Origin of the sequence: Ruminococcus sp. AF20-12LB (genome assembly GCF_003478985.1) — a bacterium.
GTDB lineage: Bacteria > Bacillota > Clostridia > Lachnospirales > Lachnospiraceae > Blautia_A.
The window spans coordinates 215,992-231,695 of the sequence record NZ_QUGH01000002.1 but is presented as its reverse complement, the minus strand read 5'-3'; the positions used below and the strand labels follow the sequence as shown (position 1 = coordinate 231,695).

General features: G+C 48.5%; 14 protein-coding genes. 2 read left to right on the top strand and 12 right to left on the bottom strand.

Annotated features, from left to right (window positions below; genetic code table 11):
* Positions 1-32: 32 nt before the first annotated feature.
* The 8 genes from gltA to DWX61_RS03720 form a co-directional block, all read right to left on the bottom strand.
* Entirely contained in the window at positions 33-1,427 is a 1,395-nt protein-coding gene (gltA, locus tag DWX61_RS03755) for an NADPH-dependent glutamate synthase (RefSeq protein WP_118513425.1), read from the bottom strand.
* Positions 1,427-2,314, bottom strand: coding sequence for a sulfide/dihydroorotate dehydrogenase-like FAD/NAD-binding protein (locus DWX61_RS03750; protein WP_118513423.1), 888 nt, complete (start codon positions 2,312-2,314; stop codon positions 1,427-1,429). The genes gltA and DWX61_RS03750 overlap by 1 nt, the downstream gene beginning before the upstream one ends.
* Positions 2,315-2,479: 165 nt before the next feature.
* Positions 2,480-3,193 (bottom strand): ClpP family protease, encoded by a 714-nt coding sequence (locus DWX61_RS03745; RefSeq protein WP_118623889.1) that lies wholly within the window; start codon positions 3,191-3,193, stop codon positions 2,480-2,482.
* A gap of 67 nt (positions 3,194-3,260) precedes the next feature.
* The gene (locus DWX61_RS03740; RefSeq protein ID WP_118368856.1) at positions 3,261-4,004 is read right to left on the bottom strand and encodes a YebC/PmpR family DNA-binding transcriptional regulator; all 744 of its coding nucleotides are present in this window, start codon (positions 4,002-4,004) and stop codon (positions 3,261-3,263) included.
* 154 nt (positions 4,005-4,158) lie between these two features.
* On the bottom strand, positions 4,159-4,506 hold the full coding sequence (locus DWX61_RS03735; protein WP_021650556.1) for a type II toxin-antitoxin system PemK/MazF family toxin: 348 nt from the start codon (positions 4,504-4,506) through the stop codon (positions 4,159-4,161).
* Positions 4,507-4,662: 156 nt separating this feature from the next.
* Positions 4,663-5,832, bottom strand: coding sequence for an alanine racemase (gene alr, locus DWX61_RS03730; RefSeq protein ID WP_118623887.1), 1,170 nt, complete (start codon positions 5,830-5,832; stop codon positions 4,663-4,665).
* On the bottom strand, positions 5,829-7,346 hold the full coding sequence (locus DWX61_RS03725) for an NAD(P)H-hydrate dehydratase (RefSeq protein WP_118623886.1): 1,518 nt from the start codon (positions 7,344-7,346) through the stop codon (positions 5,829-5,831). The genes alr and DWX61_RS03725 overlap by 4 nt, the downstream gene beginning before the upstream one ends.
* A 61-nt stretch (positions 7,347-7,407) precedes the next feature.
* Positions 7,408-8,058 (bottom strand): redox-sensing transcriptional repressor Rex, encoded by a 651-nt coding sequence (locus tag DWX61_RS03720; RefSeq protein ID WP_502685119.1) that lies wholly within the window; start codon positions 8,056-8,058, stop codon positions 7,408-7,410.
* Between the two features lie 211 nt (positions 8,059-8,269).
* Here DWX61_RS03720 and abc-f point away from each other — a divergent pair, with 211 nt between their 5' ends.
* Positions 8,270-10,186 (top strand): ribosomal protection-like ABC-F family protein, encoded by a 1,917-nt coding sequence (abc-f, locus tag DWX61_RS03715; RefSeq protein WP_118623884.1) that lies wholly within the window; start codon positions 8,270-8,272, stop codon positions 10,184-10,186.
* 30 nt (positions 10,187-10,216) lie between these two features.
* Here the strand turns inward: abc-f and DWX61_RS03710 are convergent, their stop codons facing one another.
* Positions 10,217-11,083: a pyridoxamine kinase gene (locus DWX61_RS03710; protein WP_118623882.1), complete on the bottom strand. Its 867-nt coding sequence runs from the start codon at positions 11,081-11,083 to the stop codon at positions 10,217-10,219.
* A gap of 92 nt (positions 11,084-11,175) precedes the next feature.
* Here DWX61_RS03710 and pdxR point away from each other — a divergent pair, with 92 nt between their 5' ends.
* On the top strand, positions 11,176-12,492 hold the full coding sequence (gene pdxR, locus DWX61_RS03705) for a MocR-like pyridoxine biosynthesis transcription factor PdxR (RefSeq protein ID WP_114002416.1): 1,317 nt from the start codon (positions 11,176-11,178) through the stop codon (positions 12,490-12,492).
* Here pdxR and DWX61_RS03700 read toward each other — a convergent pair.
* Genes DWX61_RS03700 through cobD form a run of 3 tightly spaced genes read right to left on the bottom strand, consistent with a single transcriptional unit; the run spans position 12,489 to position 15,690 of the window.
* Positions 12,489-13,130 (bottom strand): precorrin-8X methylmutase, encoded by a 642-nt coding sequence (locus DWX61_RS03700; protein WP_118623880.1) that lies wholly within the window; start codon positions 13,128-13,130, stop codon positions 12,489-12,491. The genes pdxR and DWX61_RS03700 overlap by 4 nt on opposite strands.
* Positions 13,131-13,132: 2 nt before the next feature.
* A complete protein-coding gene (locus tag DWX61_RS03695) occupies positions 13,133-14,653 on the bottom strand; it encodes a cobyric acid synthase (protein ID WP_118623878.1) in 1,521 nt (506 codons plus the stop codon).
* The gene (gene cobD, locus DWX61_RS03690) at positions 14,638-15,690 is read right to left on the bottom strand and encodes a threonine-phosphate decarboxylase CobD (RefSeq protein ID WP_118623876.1); all 1,053 of its coding nucleotides are present in this window, start codon (positions 15,688-15,690) and stop codon (positions 14,638-14,640) included. Before cobD ends, DWX61_RS03695 begins: the two co-directional genes overlap by 16 nt.
* Positions 15,691-15,704 lie beyond the last annotated feature (14 nt).

Sequence of the window (15,704 nt, the reverse complement as noted above, 5' to 3'; positions counted from 1 at the left end):
TCGGAGGATCTGTTTATAAACAGACTTTCTGCTTATTTATTTTTCAGATATTCGTCGATACCTTTTGCACCAGCTTTACCTGCACCCATGGCAAGGATTACGGTAGCTGCACCTGTAACGGCATCACCACCGGCATATACGCCGTCCTTGGATGTCTTACCGGTTTCTTCCTCGGCAACGATACATCTTCTCTTGTTGATGTCAAGGCCCTTGGTTGTGGAAGAGATCAGCGGGTTCGGTGAAGTACCAAGAGACATGATAACAGTATCTACATCCATATCATACTCGGAACCAGGAATCTCTACCGGACGTCTTCTTCCGGATGCATCCGGCTCACCAAGCTCCATCTTGACAACCTTCATACCGTTTACGTGGCCGTTCTCATCAACGAGGATCTCCTTCGGATTTGTAAGAAGATCAAAGATGATGCCCTCTTCCTTAGCGTGATGAACTTCCTCTGCTCGTGCAGGAAGCTCTGCCTCACTTCTTCTGTATACGATATGTACCTCAGCACCAAGTCTCAGAGCTGTTCTTGCAGCATCCATGGCAACGTTACCACCGCCGACAACTGCAACCTTTTTGCCTGCTGCGATCGGTGTATCGTAGGAATCATCGAATGCTTTCATGAGGTTGCTTCTTGTCAGGTACTCGTTTGCGGAGAATACACCGCTTGCATTCTCACCAGGGATACCCATGAACATCGGAAGTCCTGCACCGGAACCGATGAATACAGCCTCAAATCCCTCGTCCTCGATCAGCTGATCGATGGTAGTGGATTTACCGATGACAACGTTTGTCTCGAATTTAACGCCAAGCTCTTTGACCTTCTCGATCTCTTTCTTGACAACCTTCTGCTTCGGAAGACGGAACTCCGGAATACCGTAAACAAGAACACCGCCAAGCTCATGAAGAGCCTCGAATACAGTTACATCGTATCCTGCCTTTGCAAGGTCACCTGCACAGGTAAGTCCGGATGGACCGGAACCGATCACTGCAACCTTATGTCCGTTCTTAACCTCTGCTCCTGCAGGTTTGATATCATGCTCCAGAGCATAGTCTGCAACGAATCTCTCCAGCTTACCGATAGAAACAGCCTCGCCCTTCTTACCGCGGATACACTGTCCCTCGCACTGGGATTCCTGCGGACATACACGACCACAGATAGCCGGAAGTGCGGAAGATAAACCGATCACCTTGTAAGCCTCTTCCATGTTGCCCTCTTTGATGTGCTCGATAAATCCCGGAATATCGATGGATACCGGACATCCCTCTACACATTTCGGTTTTTTGCACCCGAGACATCTCTGTGCCTCTTCCATTGCTTCTTCCTGGTTATATCCAAGACATACTTCCTCGAAGTTTGTCGCACGTACCTTCGGATCCTGTTCTCTTACAGGAACTTTTTTTAACATTTTTGCATCTGCCATTAGTTGTCACCTCCGCAATGTCCGCATCCACCGTGGTGGGTATCGCCTTCCTGAAGCTTCAGTAATGCACGGCCCTCCTGGGTCTTATACATCTGACTTCTCTTCATAGCCTGATCGAAATCAACGAGATGTCCGTCGAACTCCGGTCCGTCTACGCAGGCAAATTTGATCTCATCACCGACCTGGAGACGACAAGCGCCGCACATACCGGTTCCGTCAACCATGATCGGGTTCATGCTGACAATTGTGTGGATACCAAGCTTCTTGGTAAGAAGACAGACAAATTTCATCATGATCATCGGTCCGATCGCTACACAGACGTCATAATGCTTGCCCTCATTTGTCACAAGATCCTCAAGAGTCTTTGTTACCATACCGGAACGGCCATAGGAACCGTCATCTGTTGTAACATAAAGATTGGAAACAGCGCCAAGCTCTTTCTCAAGGATAACCATATCCTTAGTCTTGGAACCAAGGATAACATCAGCTGTGATGCCGTGCTCATGGAGCCATTTAACCTGCGGATAAACAGGTGCGGTACCGACACCACCGGCTACGAATACCATTTTTTTCTTCTTAAGTTCTTCGATATCCTCATGGACGAACTCAGACGGACATCCCAGAGGTCCTACGAAATCACGGAATGAATCTCCCTCTTTCAGTGCGGACATCTTAATGGTAGATGCTCCGATCTCCTGGAATACGATGGTGACTGTACCAGCCTCGCGATCGTAATCGCAGATGGTAAGCGGGATCCTCTCTCCCTTTTCGTCAAGTTTAACAATGATAAATTGTCCTGGCAGACAATGGCTTGCCACACGTGGTGCATGCACAACCATAAGATGGATCTTAGCTGCCAGCGTTTCAGCTTTTAAAACCTTATACATGGTCTTCCTCCTCGCGCAAATTATAAACCTTTATTAATAATACGCTAAAAATCAGCATATGACAAGAGTAGATTTACAATTTCTGTCAAAATTCTTTACCACAGCACAGCGCAACCATATTAGTCTTATGCAACTAACATCATCAAAAACCACATACAAAACTGGTTATTTCTGCGATTTTTTCCTTTCGATGAGGGTATACAATCGGTCCAGTGCCTCCCGGATCCCTCCTACTTCATCGATGAGCCCTTCCTTTACCGCTTCCTCCCCTTCCAGCATAGTTCCTACATCTTTTACAAGCTGGGAGGTATCCAGCATCAGCTCCTCCATCCGTTCTGCCGTGATATGTGAATGTCCGGATACAAAGGCAATGATCCGGTCCTGGATCTTTTCCATATTGCGGTAGGACTGCGCCACGCCAATAAACATTCCGTTCTGACGCACCGGATGGACCACCATGGTAGCACTTGGCACGATAAAGGAATAATCTGCTGATACCGCCATGGGTACACCTATGGAATGTCCCCCGCCCAGCACCAGGGAAACCGTAGGGATACTCAGAGACGCGATCATCTCCGCAATGGCAAGTCCTGCCTCCACATCTCCTCCTACCGTATTTAAAAGGATAAGAAGCCCCTCGATCTCTTCATCATCCTCAATGAGAGCCAGCTTTGGCAGTACATGCTCATACTTGGTTGTTTTGCTGTGAGACGGCGCGGATTCATGGCCTTCGATCTCCCCGATCACCGTCAGAAGCTCCACTTTATGCTTCCGGGAATTTCCATCGAGCACTGCCTGCCCGGTTTCCCGGATCTGCTCGTTCTGACTCGCTTCCCGGTCCAGTTCCTTCTGTTTTCCCTCTTCGTTCTGTTTTTCCATAAAAAATACCTCCGGAATCTGAAATTCTGGAGGTATTATATGCAAAATATTATTTTCTATTCAGAGATCACTCGTCCCAGTTTGTCCATACGTCAGTAACGTCATCGTCATCATCAAGAAGATCCAGTGTTCTGTGAAGATCCTTGATAGCCTGGTCGTCAGTCAGCTCCACATATGTCTGCGGGATCATGGCGATCTGTGCTTCTACAAGCGGGATCCCGGCTTTCTCAAGAGCCTCACGTACAGCACTGAAATCGTCCGGTGCTGTGATGATCTCAAAGCTGTCCTCTTCCTCGCTGAAGTCCTCAGCACCTGCATCCAGAGCTGTCATCATCAGCTCGTCCGCATCCATCTCACCGCACTCATCCTCAAGCTCTTCCTTGTCGATGATGATCTGGCCCTTCTGGTCGAACATAAAGGATACGCATCCCTGTGTTCCGATGCTTCCGTTACCTTTGGTAAATGCGTTACGTACATTACCTGCAGTACGGTTTTTGTTATCTGTAAGAGTCTCTACGATAATGGCAACACCGTTCGGACCATATCCCTCATATACAGCCTTCTCGTAGCTGTCTGCAGAATCCGCACCTGCTGCCTTCTTGATTCCACGATCGATAGTATCGTTCGGCATGTTGTTCGCTTTTGCTTTTGCGATGACATCACGAAGCTTGCTGTTGTTTGCAGGATCCGGGCCGCCGGCCTTTACTGCCATAACGATCTCACGGCCGATGACTGTGAAGATCTTACCCTTCTTGGCATCATTTTTCTCTTTCTTATGTTTGATGTTGGCAAATTTTGAATGTCCTGACATGGTATCTTCCTCTCCTTGTTACCGTATATTTTCTTTCGTGCCCTGCTCATTTTGGGTACCGTTTTACATAATTGCAACTCGGTTTAATATAGCACTTATGAAAGATTTCGTCAAGAATCAGAAAACAAACCGGTCAAAATTCCTCATGTTCCCCTTAAAAAGTCAGTTCCAGACTGATCTCAAGCGCATGATTCACCTTATCAAGCATAGCACTGTCCAGATGACACACCTTATCCTTCAGACGCCGCTTGTCGATGGTGCGGAGTTGTTCCAGAAGGATCACGGAATCCTTTTCAATCCCGTAGGCAGATGCATCGATCTCAATATGTGTCGGCAGCTTTGCCTTATTCATTTTTGATGTAATTGCCGCACAGATCACTGTGGGGCTGTGACGGTTGCCTACATCGTTCTGGATGATCAGCACCGGACGGATGCCGCCCTGTTCACTGCCCACTACAGGTCTTAAGTCCGCATAAAAAATATCCCCTCTTTTTATAACCACACAATTCACACTCCGATTCTGGTCCGGCTTATTTGCAAGCCGTATTCCTTTTTACAGATAAGTATTTCCACAATTTCTTTGTGTATACCATGCGTGGTACTTTTTTACCGGCCTTATGTCTGACCCGGCGTTTTCCGGATCCGGGTATTTACGGATCTACTGGAAAAAGCTCTCCTCTTCTCCACATTCCTTACCGTCTTTGATATAAACTCGCGGAACACGTTTACTGATCCCGCAGACAAATTCATAGGAAAATCTTCCGGAAAGATCTCCCAGTGTCTCCACACTGATAAATTCCTCTCCGTCTCTTCCCATCAGGGTGACCTCGTCCCCGGCCTTCACCTCCGGGATATCTGTGACATCAACCATAAACTGATCCATGCAGACACGTCCGAGGATCGGAGCCTTTTTGCCCCGGATCAGGACCCAGCCCTTATTGGAAAGCTGTCTCGGATAGCCATCTGCATAACCTACGGGAATCGTTGCCATTCTGGTAAAACGTTCCGTAACAAACGTTCCTCCATAGCTTACCGCTGTTCCGCGTTCCACATTTTTCACATAGGATACATGACTTTTCAGCTCCATTGCAGGTGTCAGCTTCACGATATCACGTTCTACTTCTTCTGACGGATAAATACCGTAAATGGTGATGCCGGCACGAACGACATTGAGATTTGCTTCCGGAACACGGATGATACCTGCACTGTTGGAGCAGTGACGTACCGGGATATGAACGCCTCTTTTTTCCAGAAGCTCTGCAAAACGGAGATAACGGTCCAGCTGCACCAGTGCAGGAGAACGGTCAGCCTCATCCGCCCTGGCAAAATGAGTAAACATTCCCTCGATCACCAGATTCGGGATTTTTGAGATTTTTTCGATCTTTACCGCATTTTCCGGAATATCCGCATATCCGATCCTTGTCATTCCCGTATCCAGAGCCAGATGAATATGTACATTTTTTCCAATGCGTGCACCTGCTTTTGCATATTCTGCCGCTGTATTAAGATCCGATATGGTAATCCGGATATCATTGGCTGCAAGTTCCTCATAATATTCCTCAAATACAAGGCCAAGGATCAGGACAGGCTTGGTGATCCCTGCATGCCGAAGCTCCAGTGCCTCCTCTGCAGTAGCTGTTGCAAATCCCCAGATATAGTCATAGTCCTGGATCAGACGGGCAATAGCTCTGGCTCCATGGCCATAACCATCCGCTTTGATCACAGCGATGATCTTTGTCCCTTCTTTGACATTTTTATGCATTTCCTCAAAATTGTGGGCAATGGCGTCCAGTGATACCAGTGCTTTTACTCTCTCGTATTTTTTCATAATTCCGACTCCTCTTCACCTATAGCTAATGCCCTGGGCAGATATTCTATGATATCTCCCGCCAGCATACTGCGCTTTCCTTTTTCAGCGGCTGCAAGATCACCGCAAAGTCCGTGAAGATAAACACCTAACGCGGCCTTTAAAACCATGGGAGGCTGTTCCTCCGTTTTCAGATACATACATAACACTGCTGCCAGGATCCCGGAAAGCACATCTCCGCTTCCTGCAGTTGCCATTCCGGAATTACCGGAAAGATTCAGATACATCTGTCCTTTCTCATCTGCGATCACTGTACATGCATCCTTCAATACGCACACAGAGCCTGTTTCCGCAGCGCATTTCAATGCAGTATCTGCGATCTCATGCTGGATCTCCTGGATCGTTCTGCCACTGAGCCGGCTCATTTCTCCGATATGCGGTGTCAGAACCACATGCTCTCCCAGATACTGGTGCCACTGAGGATGTGCAGCCAGAAGGTTCAGACCGTCAGCATCCAGGATCAGCGGTTTTTTCTCCCGGGCAGCCGCCGTGAGAAACCACTGTTCTCTCTCACGGCTGGCCACTGATGTTCCAAGTCCCGGTCCGATCACGATCACATCACACCAGGATAGAAGCTGTTCATTGGATTCCTGATCAAAGCGGCTGCAGACCATAGCCTCCGGAAGGAGTATCTGCAGTGGGATCCTGTTGGCTTCCACAGTCTGGATCTTTACCATTCCCGCACCGGCACGAAGTGCTGCACTGGCGCTTAAATAAGCAGCTCCGCACATTCCCTCACTTCCGGTCACAAAGAGCACTTTTCCGAAGGTACCCTTGTTTCCGCCGGGATCACGTTCCGGAAACAGCTTCAGATCTTTATTTTCCAGACAGGCGGCAGATGCAGTCACAGCTTCCTGTTCATAGATCCCGATATCGGCGGTAACGATCCTTCCTGCATACAGTCTTCCCGGATAAAAGCAAAGGCCTCTTTTCCGGTAGGCAAATGTGACAGTCAGATCGGCGCTGAAGGCAATTCCCATTTCCAGGCCAGTATCTCCGTTCACTCCTGACGGGATGTCAACTGCGATCTTTTTGGCCCTCGCACTGTTCATCTCATGGATGATATCAGCATAATGCCCCTCGATCGGACGCGTCAGGCCTACCCCAAACACGGCATCTACTATAGTAGTATATTCACTCCACTGCGGGTTATTCACCTCCGGGACACGATAACCGGAAGCGATCTTATACTGAAGAGCTGTCTCTCTGGTCATTTTATCTTTGTTTCCGACCATATAAAACTCTACCCGAATCCCCTTCAGATGGAACAATCTGGCAACAGCGATACCGTCACCGCCATTATTTCCGCTTCCGCAAACTACCAGGATCCTTTCGTCCTTCTGGAGATACTTTTCTGTTTCCTCTACCACCTTCAGTGCTGCCCGCTCCATCAGAACCTCGGAGGGAACTCCGATCTCACGGATCGTTGTGGAGTCCAGATCCTTCATTTCTTTGCAGGTAACAAGCTTCTTCATTCTGTCTTCTGCCTCCCCTCTATCATAGAGAAAGCTGCCGTCTCCGGCAGCTTAACAATTCTTACTTATCCACATGTTCCTGCCTGTATTTACTGAGATTATAAGACAGTGTCATCAGACTCTCGGAAAGATGAACGTTCTCTACGATCACATCATCCGGTGTCTCAAGATCAAGATGTGCAAAATTCCAGATTGCCTTGATCCCGTTCTCCACCAGGATATCTGCCATTTCCTTGGCTTTGTTCTTAGGAAGTGTCAGGATTGCGATCTCCACGTTATTCTCTCTCAGGAAAAACGGAAGCTCACTGAGCATCTGGATCTCAAGTCCACGGACTGCGATGCCCTCAAGCACAGGATTTACGTCAAAGATACCAACCAGCCTGAAGCCACGCTTCTCAAAATCCACATAATTGGCAAGTGCCTGTCCCAGATTACCAGCACCCAGAATGATCATCGGATGAACGGTATCCAGTCCCAGGATCTTACCGATCTCTGTATAAAGATAATGTACATTATAGCCATACCCCTGCTGCCCAAAACCGCCGAAATTATTAAGATCCTGACGGATCTGAGAAGCTGTGGTATGCATCTTCTTACTTAATTCATTGGAAGAAATACGTTCTACATTGTCTTCCATCAGCTCTCCTAAGTAGCGGTAATAGCGTGGCAGACGCTTAATCACCGCTTTCGAGATTTGTTTTGTCTCCACGATAGTTTTCCTCCTTACCTTACACTAGGTTAATTATAACGAATTGACATTTTCCTGTCAATTAAAGTTGTCTATTCTGTACAAATTTCTTTATAATTTTTCTAATAATTGATTTTTTCTTTGAAATCCCGGCAGTTTCCGTTATAATAGGTGGAGGATTTTTCCCTGTTCAGGCATAAACAGGGGTGATTCTTTATACAGGAGGACAGTTTTTATGATTTTATCATGTCAGAATATATGCAAGGCCTTTGGCGAAAAAGTAATTTTAAATGATGCATCCTTTCACATTGAAGACCGTGAAAAGGCTGCTCTGATCGGCTGCAACGGTGCAGGAAAGACCACACTGCTGCGGATCATCATGCAGGAGCTTTCTGCTGATTCCGGTACCGTGGTGCTTGCCCGGGATAAAAATATCGGCTATCTTGCCCAGTACCAGGATATCCACGGACATCATACCATCTACGAGGAGCTTCTTACCACCAAGCAGCACATCATCGATATGGAACGCCGTATCCGCAATATGGAACAGGAAATGAACACCGTGACCGGTGATGATCTGAACCGTCTGATGGAAACCTATACCCGTCTAACTCATCAGTTTGAACTGGAAAACGGATACGCTTACAAAAGTGAGCTGACCGGTGTCTTAAAGGGTCTCGGCTTCACGGAGGAAGATTATGACAAGCAGATCGAAACTCTTTCCGGCGGTCAGAAAACCCGTGTGGCACTGGGCAAGATGCTTCTTTCCAAGCCGGATATCCTGCTTCTGGATGAGCCAACCAACCACCTGGATATGGAAAGCATCTCCTGGCTGGAAACTTATCTTTTGAATTATCCGGGAGCTGTTTTTATCGTCTCCCATGACCGTTATTTTCTGGATAAGGTGGTCACCAAGGTCATTGAGATCGAAGCCGGACAGACCCGCGTATACAGCGGCAACTATTCTGCCTATGCTCTCAAGAAGGCTCAGCTTCGTGACGCACAGTACAAGGCATACTTAAATCAGCAGCGGGATATCAAGCATCAGGAAGCCGTTATCGCCAAGCTGAAATCCTTTAACCGTGAAAAATCCATCAAGCGTGCGGAAAGCCGTGAAAAAATGCTGGACCGTGTACAGAGGATCGAAAAACCTCTTGAGCTCCAGGACCGGATGCGTATCTCTCTGGAGCCACGGGTGTTAAGCGGAAACGATGTGCTCCACGTAGAAGAGCTTTCCAAGGCCTTTCCGGGACAGACCCTGTTCTCCGATATCTCCTTTGATATCAAACGAGGCGAGCGTGTGGCACTGATCGGAAACAACGGAACCGGAAAGACCACCATGCTGAAGATCATCAACGGTCTTATTGAAGCAGATGCCGGCAAATTTTCCCTTGGTTCCAAAGTGCAGATCGGTTATTACGATCAGGAACATCATGTTCTGCATATGGACAAGACAATTTTCCAGGAGATCTCCGATACTTATCCGACTCTCACAGAGACCGAGATCCGAAATATGCTTGCCGCATTTCTCTTTACCGGAGATGATGTTTTCAAGGAAATCTCCGCACTTTCCGGTGGAGAAAGAGGCCGTGTTTCCCTTGCAAAGCTGATGCTTTCCGAAGCCAACTTCCTGATCCTTGACGAGCCTACCAACCATCTGGATATTGCCTCCAAGGAGATCCTGGAGGAAGCACTGGTCAGCTACACCGGTACAGTCCTTTATGTATCCCATGACCGTTACTTTATCAATCAGACTGCGACCAGGATCATGGAGCTGACAAACCAGGCAGTGGTAAATTACATCGGTGATTATGATTACTATCTGGAAAAGAAGGATGAGCTGACCAGTACCTATGCACCGGGAAGTACTTCTCCGGAGGCACCTGCCGAAGAAAAAACGTTTTCCGAGAACAAGCTTTCCTGGCAGCAGATGAAGGAAGAACAGGCAAAGAAACGAAAACGGGAAGCCGAGCTGAAAAAAGTCGAAGCCCGTATCGAAGAGCTGGAAACAAGAGACAGCGAGATCGACGAAACCATGGTCCTTCCGGATGTCTGCACCAATGTAGCGGAATGTACAAAGCTGAGCCGCGAAAAAGCAGCCATCGCTGAAGAACTGGAAGAGCTTTATGAAAAATGGGAAGAGCTGGCCTGACGGTCAGCTCTTTTTTATCCCCTTATGTTTTTATGGAAGCAGCATGCCGAGATGCTGTTCAAAGCATACACCATCGTTACGGTCTGTTCCTTCCTCCACCGCATCCCGGATCGATGCCGAGATAAAATCCACGGCCAGCTCTGCACAGGTTTTCATGGAATATCTTTTTACCAGCCCTGCACTGAGCACGGATGCAAAAAGATCTCCTGTCCCGGAATAGCTTCCGCCGGATTTCTCTGCAAATACCCAGGAGCTGTTTCCGTTTTCCAGGACAAGATTTCCCATTTTCAGAGGCTGCCCCTCCTCCCTGTGATCCACTCCGGTGATCACAACGGCAGGAAGTGAAAATTTCCGGGCAAGTCCGCACCCGATCTCCCGGATCTCTTCCATCCGCCGGGCCTCTGATGCCTTTTGCAGTTTATTCCAGATCTCCTCCATTTTTTCTTTTCCGTAGAGAAGAAGGAGGGCTTCCGTAAGGTTCGGTGTGATCACATAGGAACGACGTGTCAGTTCGCAGAACCGGCTGCGAAGCTCTTCTGTATAGATCGGATAAACCGCGCCGTCATCCCCCATCACCGGATCTGTAAGGATCAGAGTATCCTTCCCTGCAAACGCATCCATAAATTTCAGGATCCTGTCTGCCTGCTTATCATCAGAAAGAAATCCTGTATAGATCCCATCCGGGAAAAATCCTCTTTTTTTCCACTGATCCATATATGGTTCCATATGCTCTGTGAAATCCTCACAGAAATAACTTTCATAACCGGTCTGGTTGCTTAAAACAGCGGTGGGAAGTGGACACGCCTGGACTCCCATCACCGAGATCACCGGGATCGCTGCTGTCAGTGAACATTTCCCCAGCCCGGAAAGATCATTGATCACTGCTATTTTTTTCATGGTAATTCTCCAGTCTTGAGTTTTTTTCTGTAATATTATAGAATGAACTGTCAGGTTTACGCAATCATTTTTGGAAGGAAATCATCATACTTATGTTAAATATATCCGCAGAACACAAAAAAGAACACCTTTATCTGGAGGTTTACCACTATTACCGGAAGCTGATCCTGGAAGGCCGTCTCCTTCCCGGAAGCAAAATGCCCTCCCTCCGCAAATGCGCCCAGGAGCTGAAGCTGAGCCGTACCACCATCGAAAATGCCTATCTTCTGCTGGCAGCAGACGGCTATATCATCGCCAGGGCACAGAGCGGCTATTATGTCACCGGCATTGCTTCCAAGCAGCATCTGCTTACCCCCGAAAAACAGGATAAGGACATCACGCCCTGCCTTTATGATTTTGCCTCTTCCGGTGTTGACCGGGAAAGCTTCCGTTTTGATCTGTGGCAGCGTTACATCAAAAGCGCCCTCCGCCAGGGCGACCGTATGCTTTCTTATGGCGAACCCCAGGGCGAAAGCGATTTCCGGGAGGTTCTCGCAGACTATATCCGGGAACGCAGAAATGTGATCTGCTCCCCGGATGACATTGTAGTAGGGGCCGGTCTCCAGCCCCTTCTCCAGATCCTCTGCCCTCTGATCCATGAACGGAAAACCGTTTCGTTCCCCACACCGTCCTTCACCACATGCAGCACCATCTTTCAGGATTACGGCTTTGATGTCCATTACCGGGACAAAAGCTGCGATGTGATCTATGTTTCTCCTGCTCACATGACGAAATGGGGCGAGATCATGCCGGTAAAACGACGCCTGGAGCTGATCCGTCATGCAGAGATCAATGACCATCTGATCATTGAGGATGATTTCGAAAACGAATTTGTTTATTTCCAGAAGCCGACGCCTTCACTTTTCGGTCTTGCAGGTGGTGAAAACGTTGTCTATATCGGTTCCTTTTCCAGGCTGCTGCTGCCCTCCATCCGTGTCAGCTTCATGGTACTGCCGCGCTCTCTCCGGGAAAAATATACAAAAAAAGCAGCCTTTTATAATCAGACTGCTTCCAAGGCAGAACAGATCGCGCTCTGCCAGTTTATCCGCGACGGGCATCTGGCTTCCCAGACAAGAAAGCTCCGCCGCCTTTATTCCCAGAAGCTGAAGGCTCTTTCCCAGGCTGTCCGGGAAACCTTCGGCCAGGACTGCCAGATCCAAACAGGAGCCGCAGGAACCAGCCTTGCCCTTACTCTTCCCTGTTCTCTCACAGGCAGTGAACTGACAGACAGAGCCCGGAACCGTGGTCTGGGACTGGAGGTTCTCAGAGAAAACGGAGCCGAGGTCACCCTGGTCCTCTCCTGCTCCTCCATTCCATCCAAGGATTTTCTGCCTGCCTGTCAGCTTCTGAAGGAGGTTACCGGCTCCTAATCTCTCCGGTTATCGATCATGTAGAGCAGGGCATTTACAATGCACGCAGCAATATTGCTTCCACCCTTGCGTCCTTTTGCCACAATATAAGGCACATCTGCGTGCATGATCAGCTCCTTGGACTGCACAACATTCACAAATCCTACCGGCACACCGATGATCAGCTCAGGAGAAAGCTTTCCGTTCTCAATAAGCTCATAAAGACGTACCAGTGCGGTAGGTGCATTTCCAATGGCAAAGATCAGCTTTTTATCCATCTCTGCTGCCTTGTCCATGCTGGCTGTGGCTCTGGTAGTCCCGTTCTTTTTTGCAAGGGCAGCCACATCCTCGTCGGACATGAAGCAGTAAGCCTCACCGCCGTAGCGGGCAAGTGCACGCTTGTTGATCCCGGCCTTTGCCATCTGGGTATCTGTGACGATGCAGGCACCGTTGCGGATGGCGTCCATTGCCTTCTCCACTGCCCCCTCCGAGAAGCAGAGATTTTTTGCATAATCAAAATCTGCGCTTGTGTGGATGCAGCGTTTTACGATCAGCTCGGTTCCCGGGATCAGGGGAGTATCCCCAAGCTCTTCTGTGATGATCTCAAAGCTTCTTTTTTCGATCTCCATGGGTTTTACATTTTCAAGCTCTACTTTCATTTCTATTCTTCCTCCGTAATCCCGTTTTCCAGTATCTCATAGATTTTTTTCATATCCAGATGCTTCCGCAGCTCTGCAGCCAGGATATCATACTGCTGTTCCTTAAATGCCGCAAAATCCACGCCTGTCATATTTTCCACATCAATCCCTTTTTTCTCGCCGATCACGCGTATGATCGCCTCTGCAGATGCTTCCTTATCAAAAACGCCGTGGATATAGGTTCCGCACACATTTCCCGCAAAAGCACCCTCTTCTTTTTTCTTACCGCTGACGCTGTCTGTAATCTTCGTTGCTGTTCCTGCATTCTCCTTCAGGATACTTTCGCCCATATGGATCTCATAGCCCTCGATCTCCGCACCGGAAAGAGGAGCAAACACACCGGACAGCTGACCGAAATGCCCCTGCACCCTGGTCCTGGTTTTCTTTTCGGCAAATACCGTTTCCATGGGAAGAAGTCCCATCCCTTTCATGGAACCGCCATTTTCAACTCCATGAGGGTCACTTAAGGTTTCACCCAGCATCTGATAGCCACCGCAGACACCAAAGATCAGCTTGCCTCTGGAGGCTTCCTTGAGAACTGCTGCCTCCATTCCGCTTTCCCGCATCCAGATCAGATCACCCATGGTGTTCTTAGTTCCAGGAAGGATGATCATGTCCGGAGAGTGAAGATCTCTCGGGTGTTTTACATAGCGGAGAGAAACTCCGGGAATGCTCTCAAAAGGATTAAAATCCGTAAAGTTGGAGATCCTTGGTGTACGGACCACTGCGATATCAATGACACCGGCTTCCTGCTTCCGGTCAAAACGCTCCGTCAGGCTGTCCTCATCCTCCACCTGGATATCCAGATAAGGCGCCACACCCACCACCGGGATCCCGCTTCTTTCCTCAAGCATGACAACACCAGGGTCCAGAATAGTCTTATCTCCGCGGAATTTGTTGATGATCAGCCCCTTTACCATAGCCTTCTCATCGTCCTCCAGAAGCTCTACCGTACCGATCAGCTGAGCAAAAACACCTCCACGGTCAATATCTCCCACAAGAAGGACCGGTGCCTTGGCCATCTTTGCCATACCCATATTTACAATATCCTCATCCTTGAGATTGATCTCGGCAGGACTTCCCGCACCTTCGATGACAATGATATCGTTTTCCGCTGCAAGAGCGTTGTACGCCTTCATCACATCCGGGACCAGGGTCTTCTTATATTTGAAATAATCCCTGGCACTCATGGTTCCAAGAACTTCTCCGTTTACGATCACCTGGGAGCCTACATCATTGGTTGGCTTCAGAAGGATCGGATTCATCAGGACAGACGGCCGGATCCCGGCTGCCTCTGCCTGCATGACCTGGGCCCGTCCCATCTCAAGACCATCCTCTGTGATAAAGGAATTCAGTGCCATATTTTGTGATTTAAAAGGAGCCACACGATATCCATCCTGCTTAAAGATCCTGCAAAGTCCCGCAGCCAGCAGGCTTTTTCCGGCATTGGACATGGTTCCCTGTACCATTATTGCTTTTGCCATAATATACCTCCCTCAAGTACTTCGATCAGTTTTACATTTTCTTCATGGCGCTTTACCGCGATCCGGTAATACCCCTTTGTAAGACCCGGATAATTGCTACAGTCACGGATCAGAATCCGCTTGCGCAGACAGAAGTCAAACAGCTCCTCCGGTCCTTTAAAGAAAATATAATTTGCTTCCGACGGAAATACTTTATACCCAATGCGGACCAGCTCATCCTTCAGCCACTGTGCCTCCCGAAAAACAAGCTGTCTTCCCTCCTCTACATATTCCGTCTCTGTAAGTGCCTGGAGCCCGGCTGCCTGGGCCATGGTGGAAACATTCCATGGCTGAACGCAGAGCTCCATCCTTTCTATCAGCTTTCTGTCAGAACAAAGGCCATAGCCCAGCCGCACCCCGGCCATGGCATATCTTTTTGTAAATGCTTTCAGGATAAAAAGATTATTGAACCCGGAAAGAGAACGCTTCAGAGAATACTCTTCCGGTTCCTTTACAAAATCAAGGAAACATTCATCTACCACCAGCAGGATATCCAGCTTTCTGCATTTCTCCAGGATCCTTTTCAGAAGCCTGTGGGGGATCAGCATGCCGGTAGGATTGTTGGGGTTACATAAGAAAGCCATATCCAGTCCCTTATGGAGGATATCCAGATAGGCTTCACTGAGCACAAAACCGTCATTTTCCGTCAGCATGTAATATTCCAGCTCACAGCCAGTGCTGGCCAGAGCCTGTCCGTATTCCGCAAAAGTAGGCGCCGGGATCAGAGCCCGCTTTGGCTTTACTGCATGACAGAGCGTAAAGATCACTTCTGCTGCTCCGTTACCGCATATTACCTCTTCCGCTTTTACCCCTTCTGATTCTGCGATTCTTTCCCTGAGAACGCCGCATCCCACCTGGGGATACTGTGCAATATGATCCAGACTGTGGATAATGGCCTGCTTCACACTTTCCGGTGTTCCCAAAGGATTCAGATTTGCCGAAAAATCCAGGCAGTCTTTATGTTTATATACGTCTCCTCCATGTATGTGTTTTGTCATTGGTCATTCTCCTG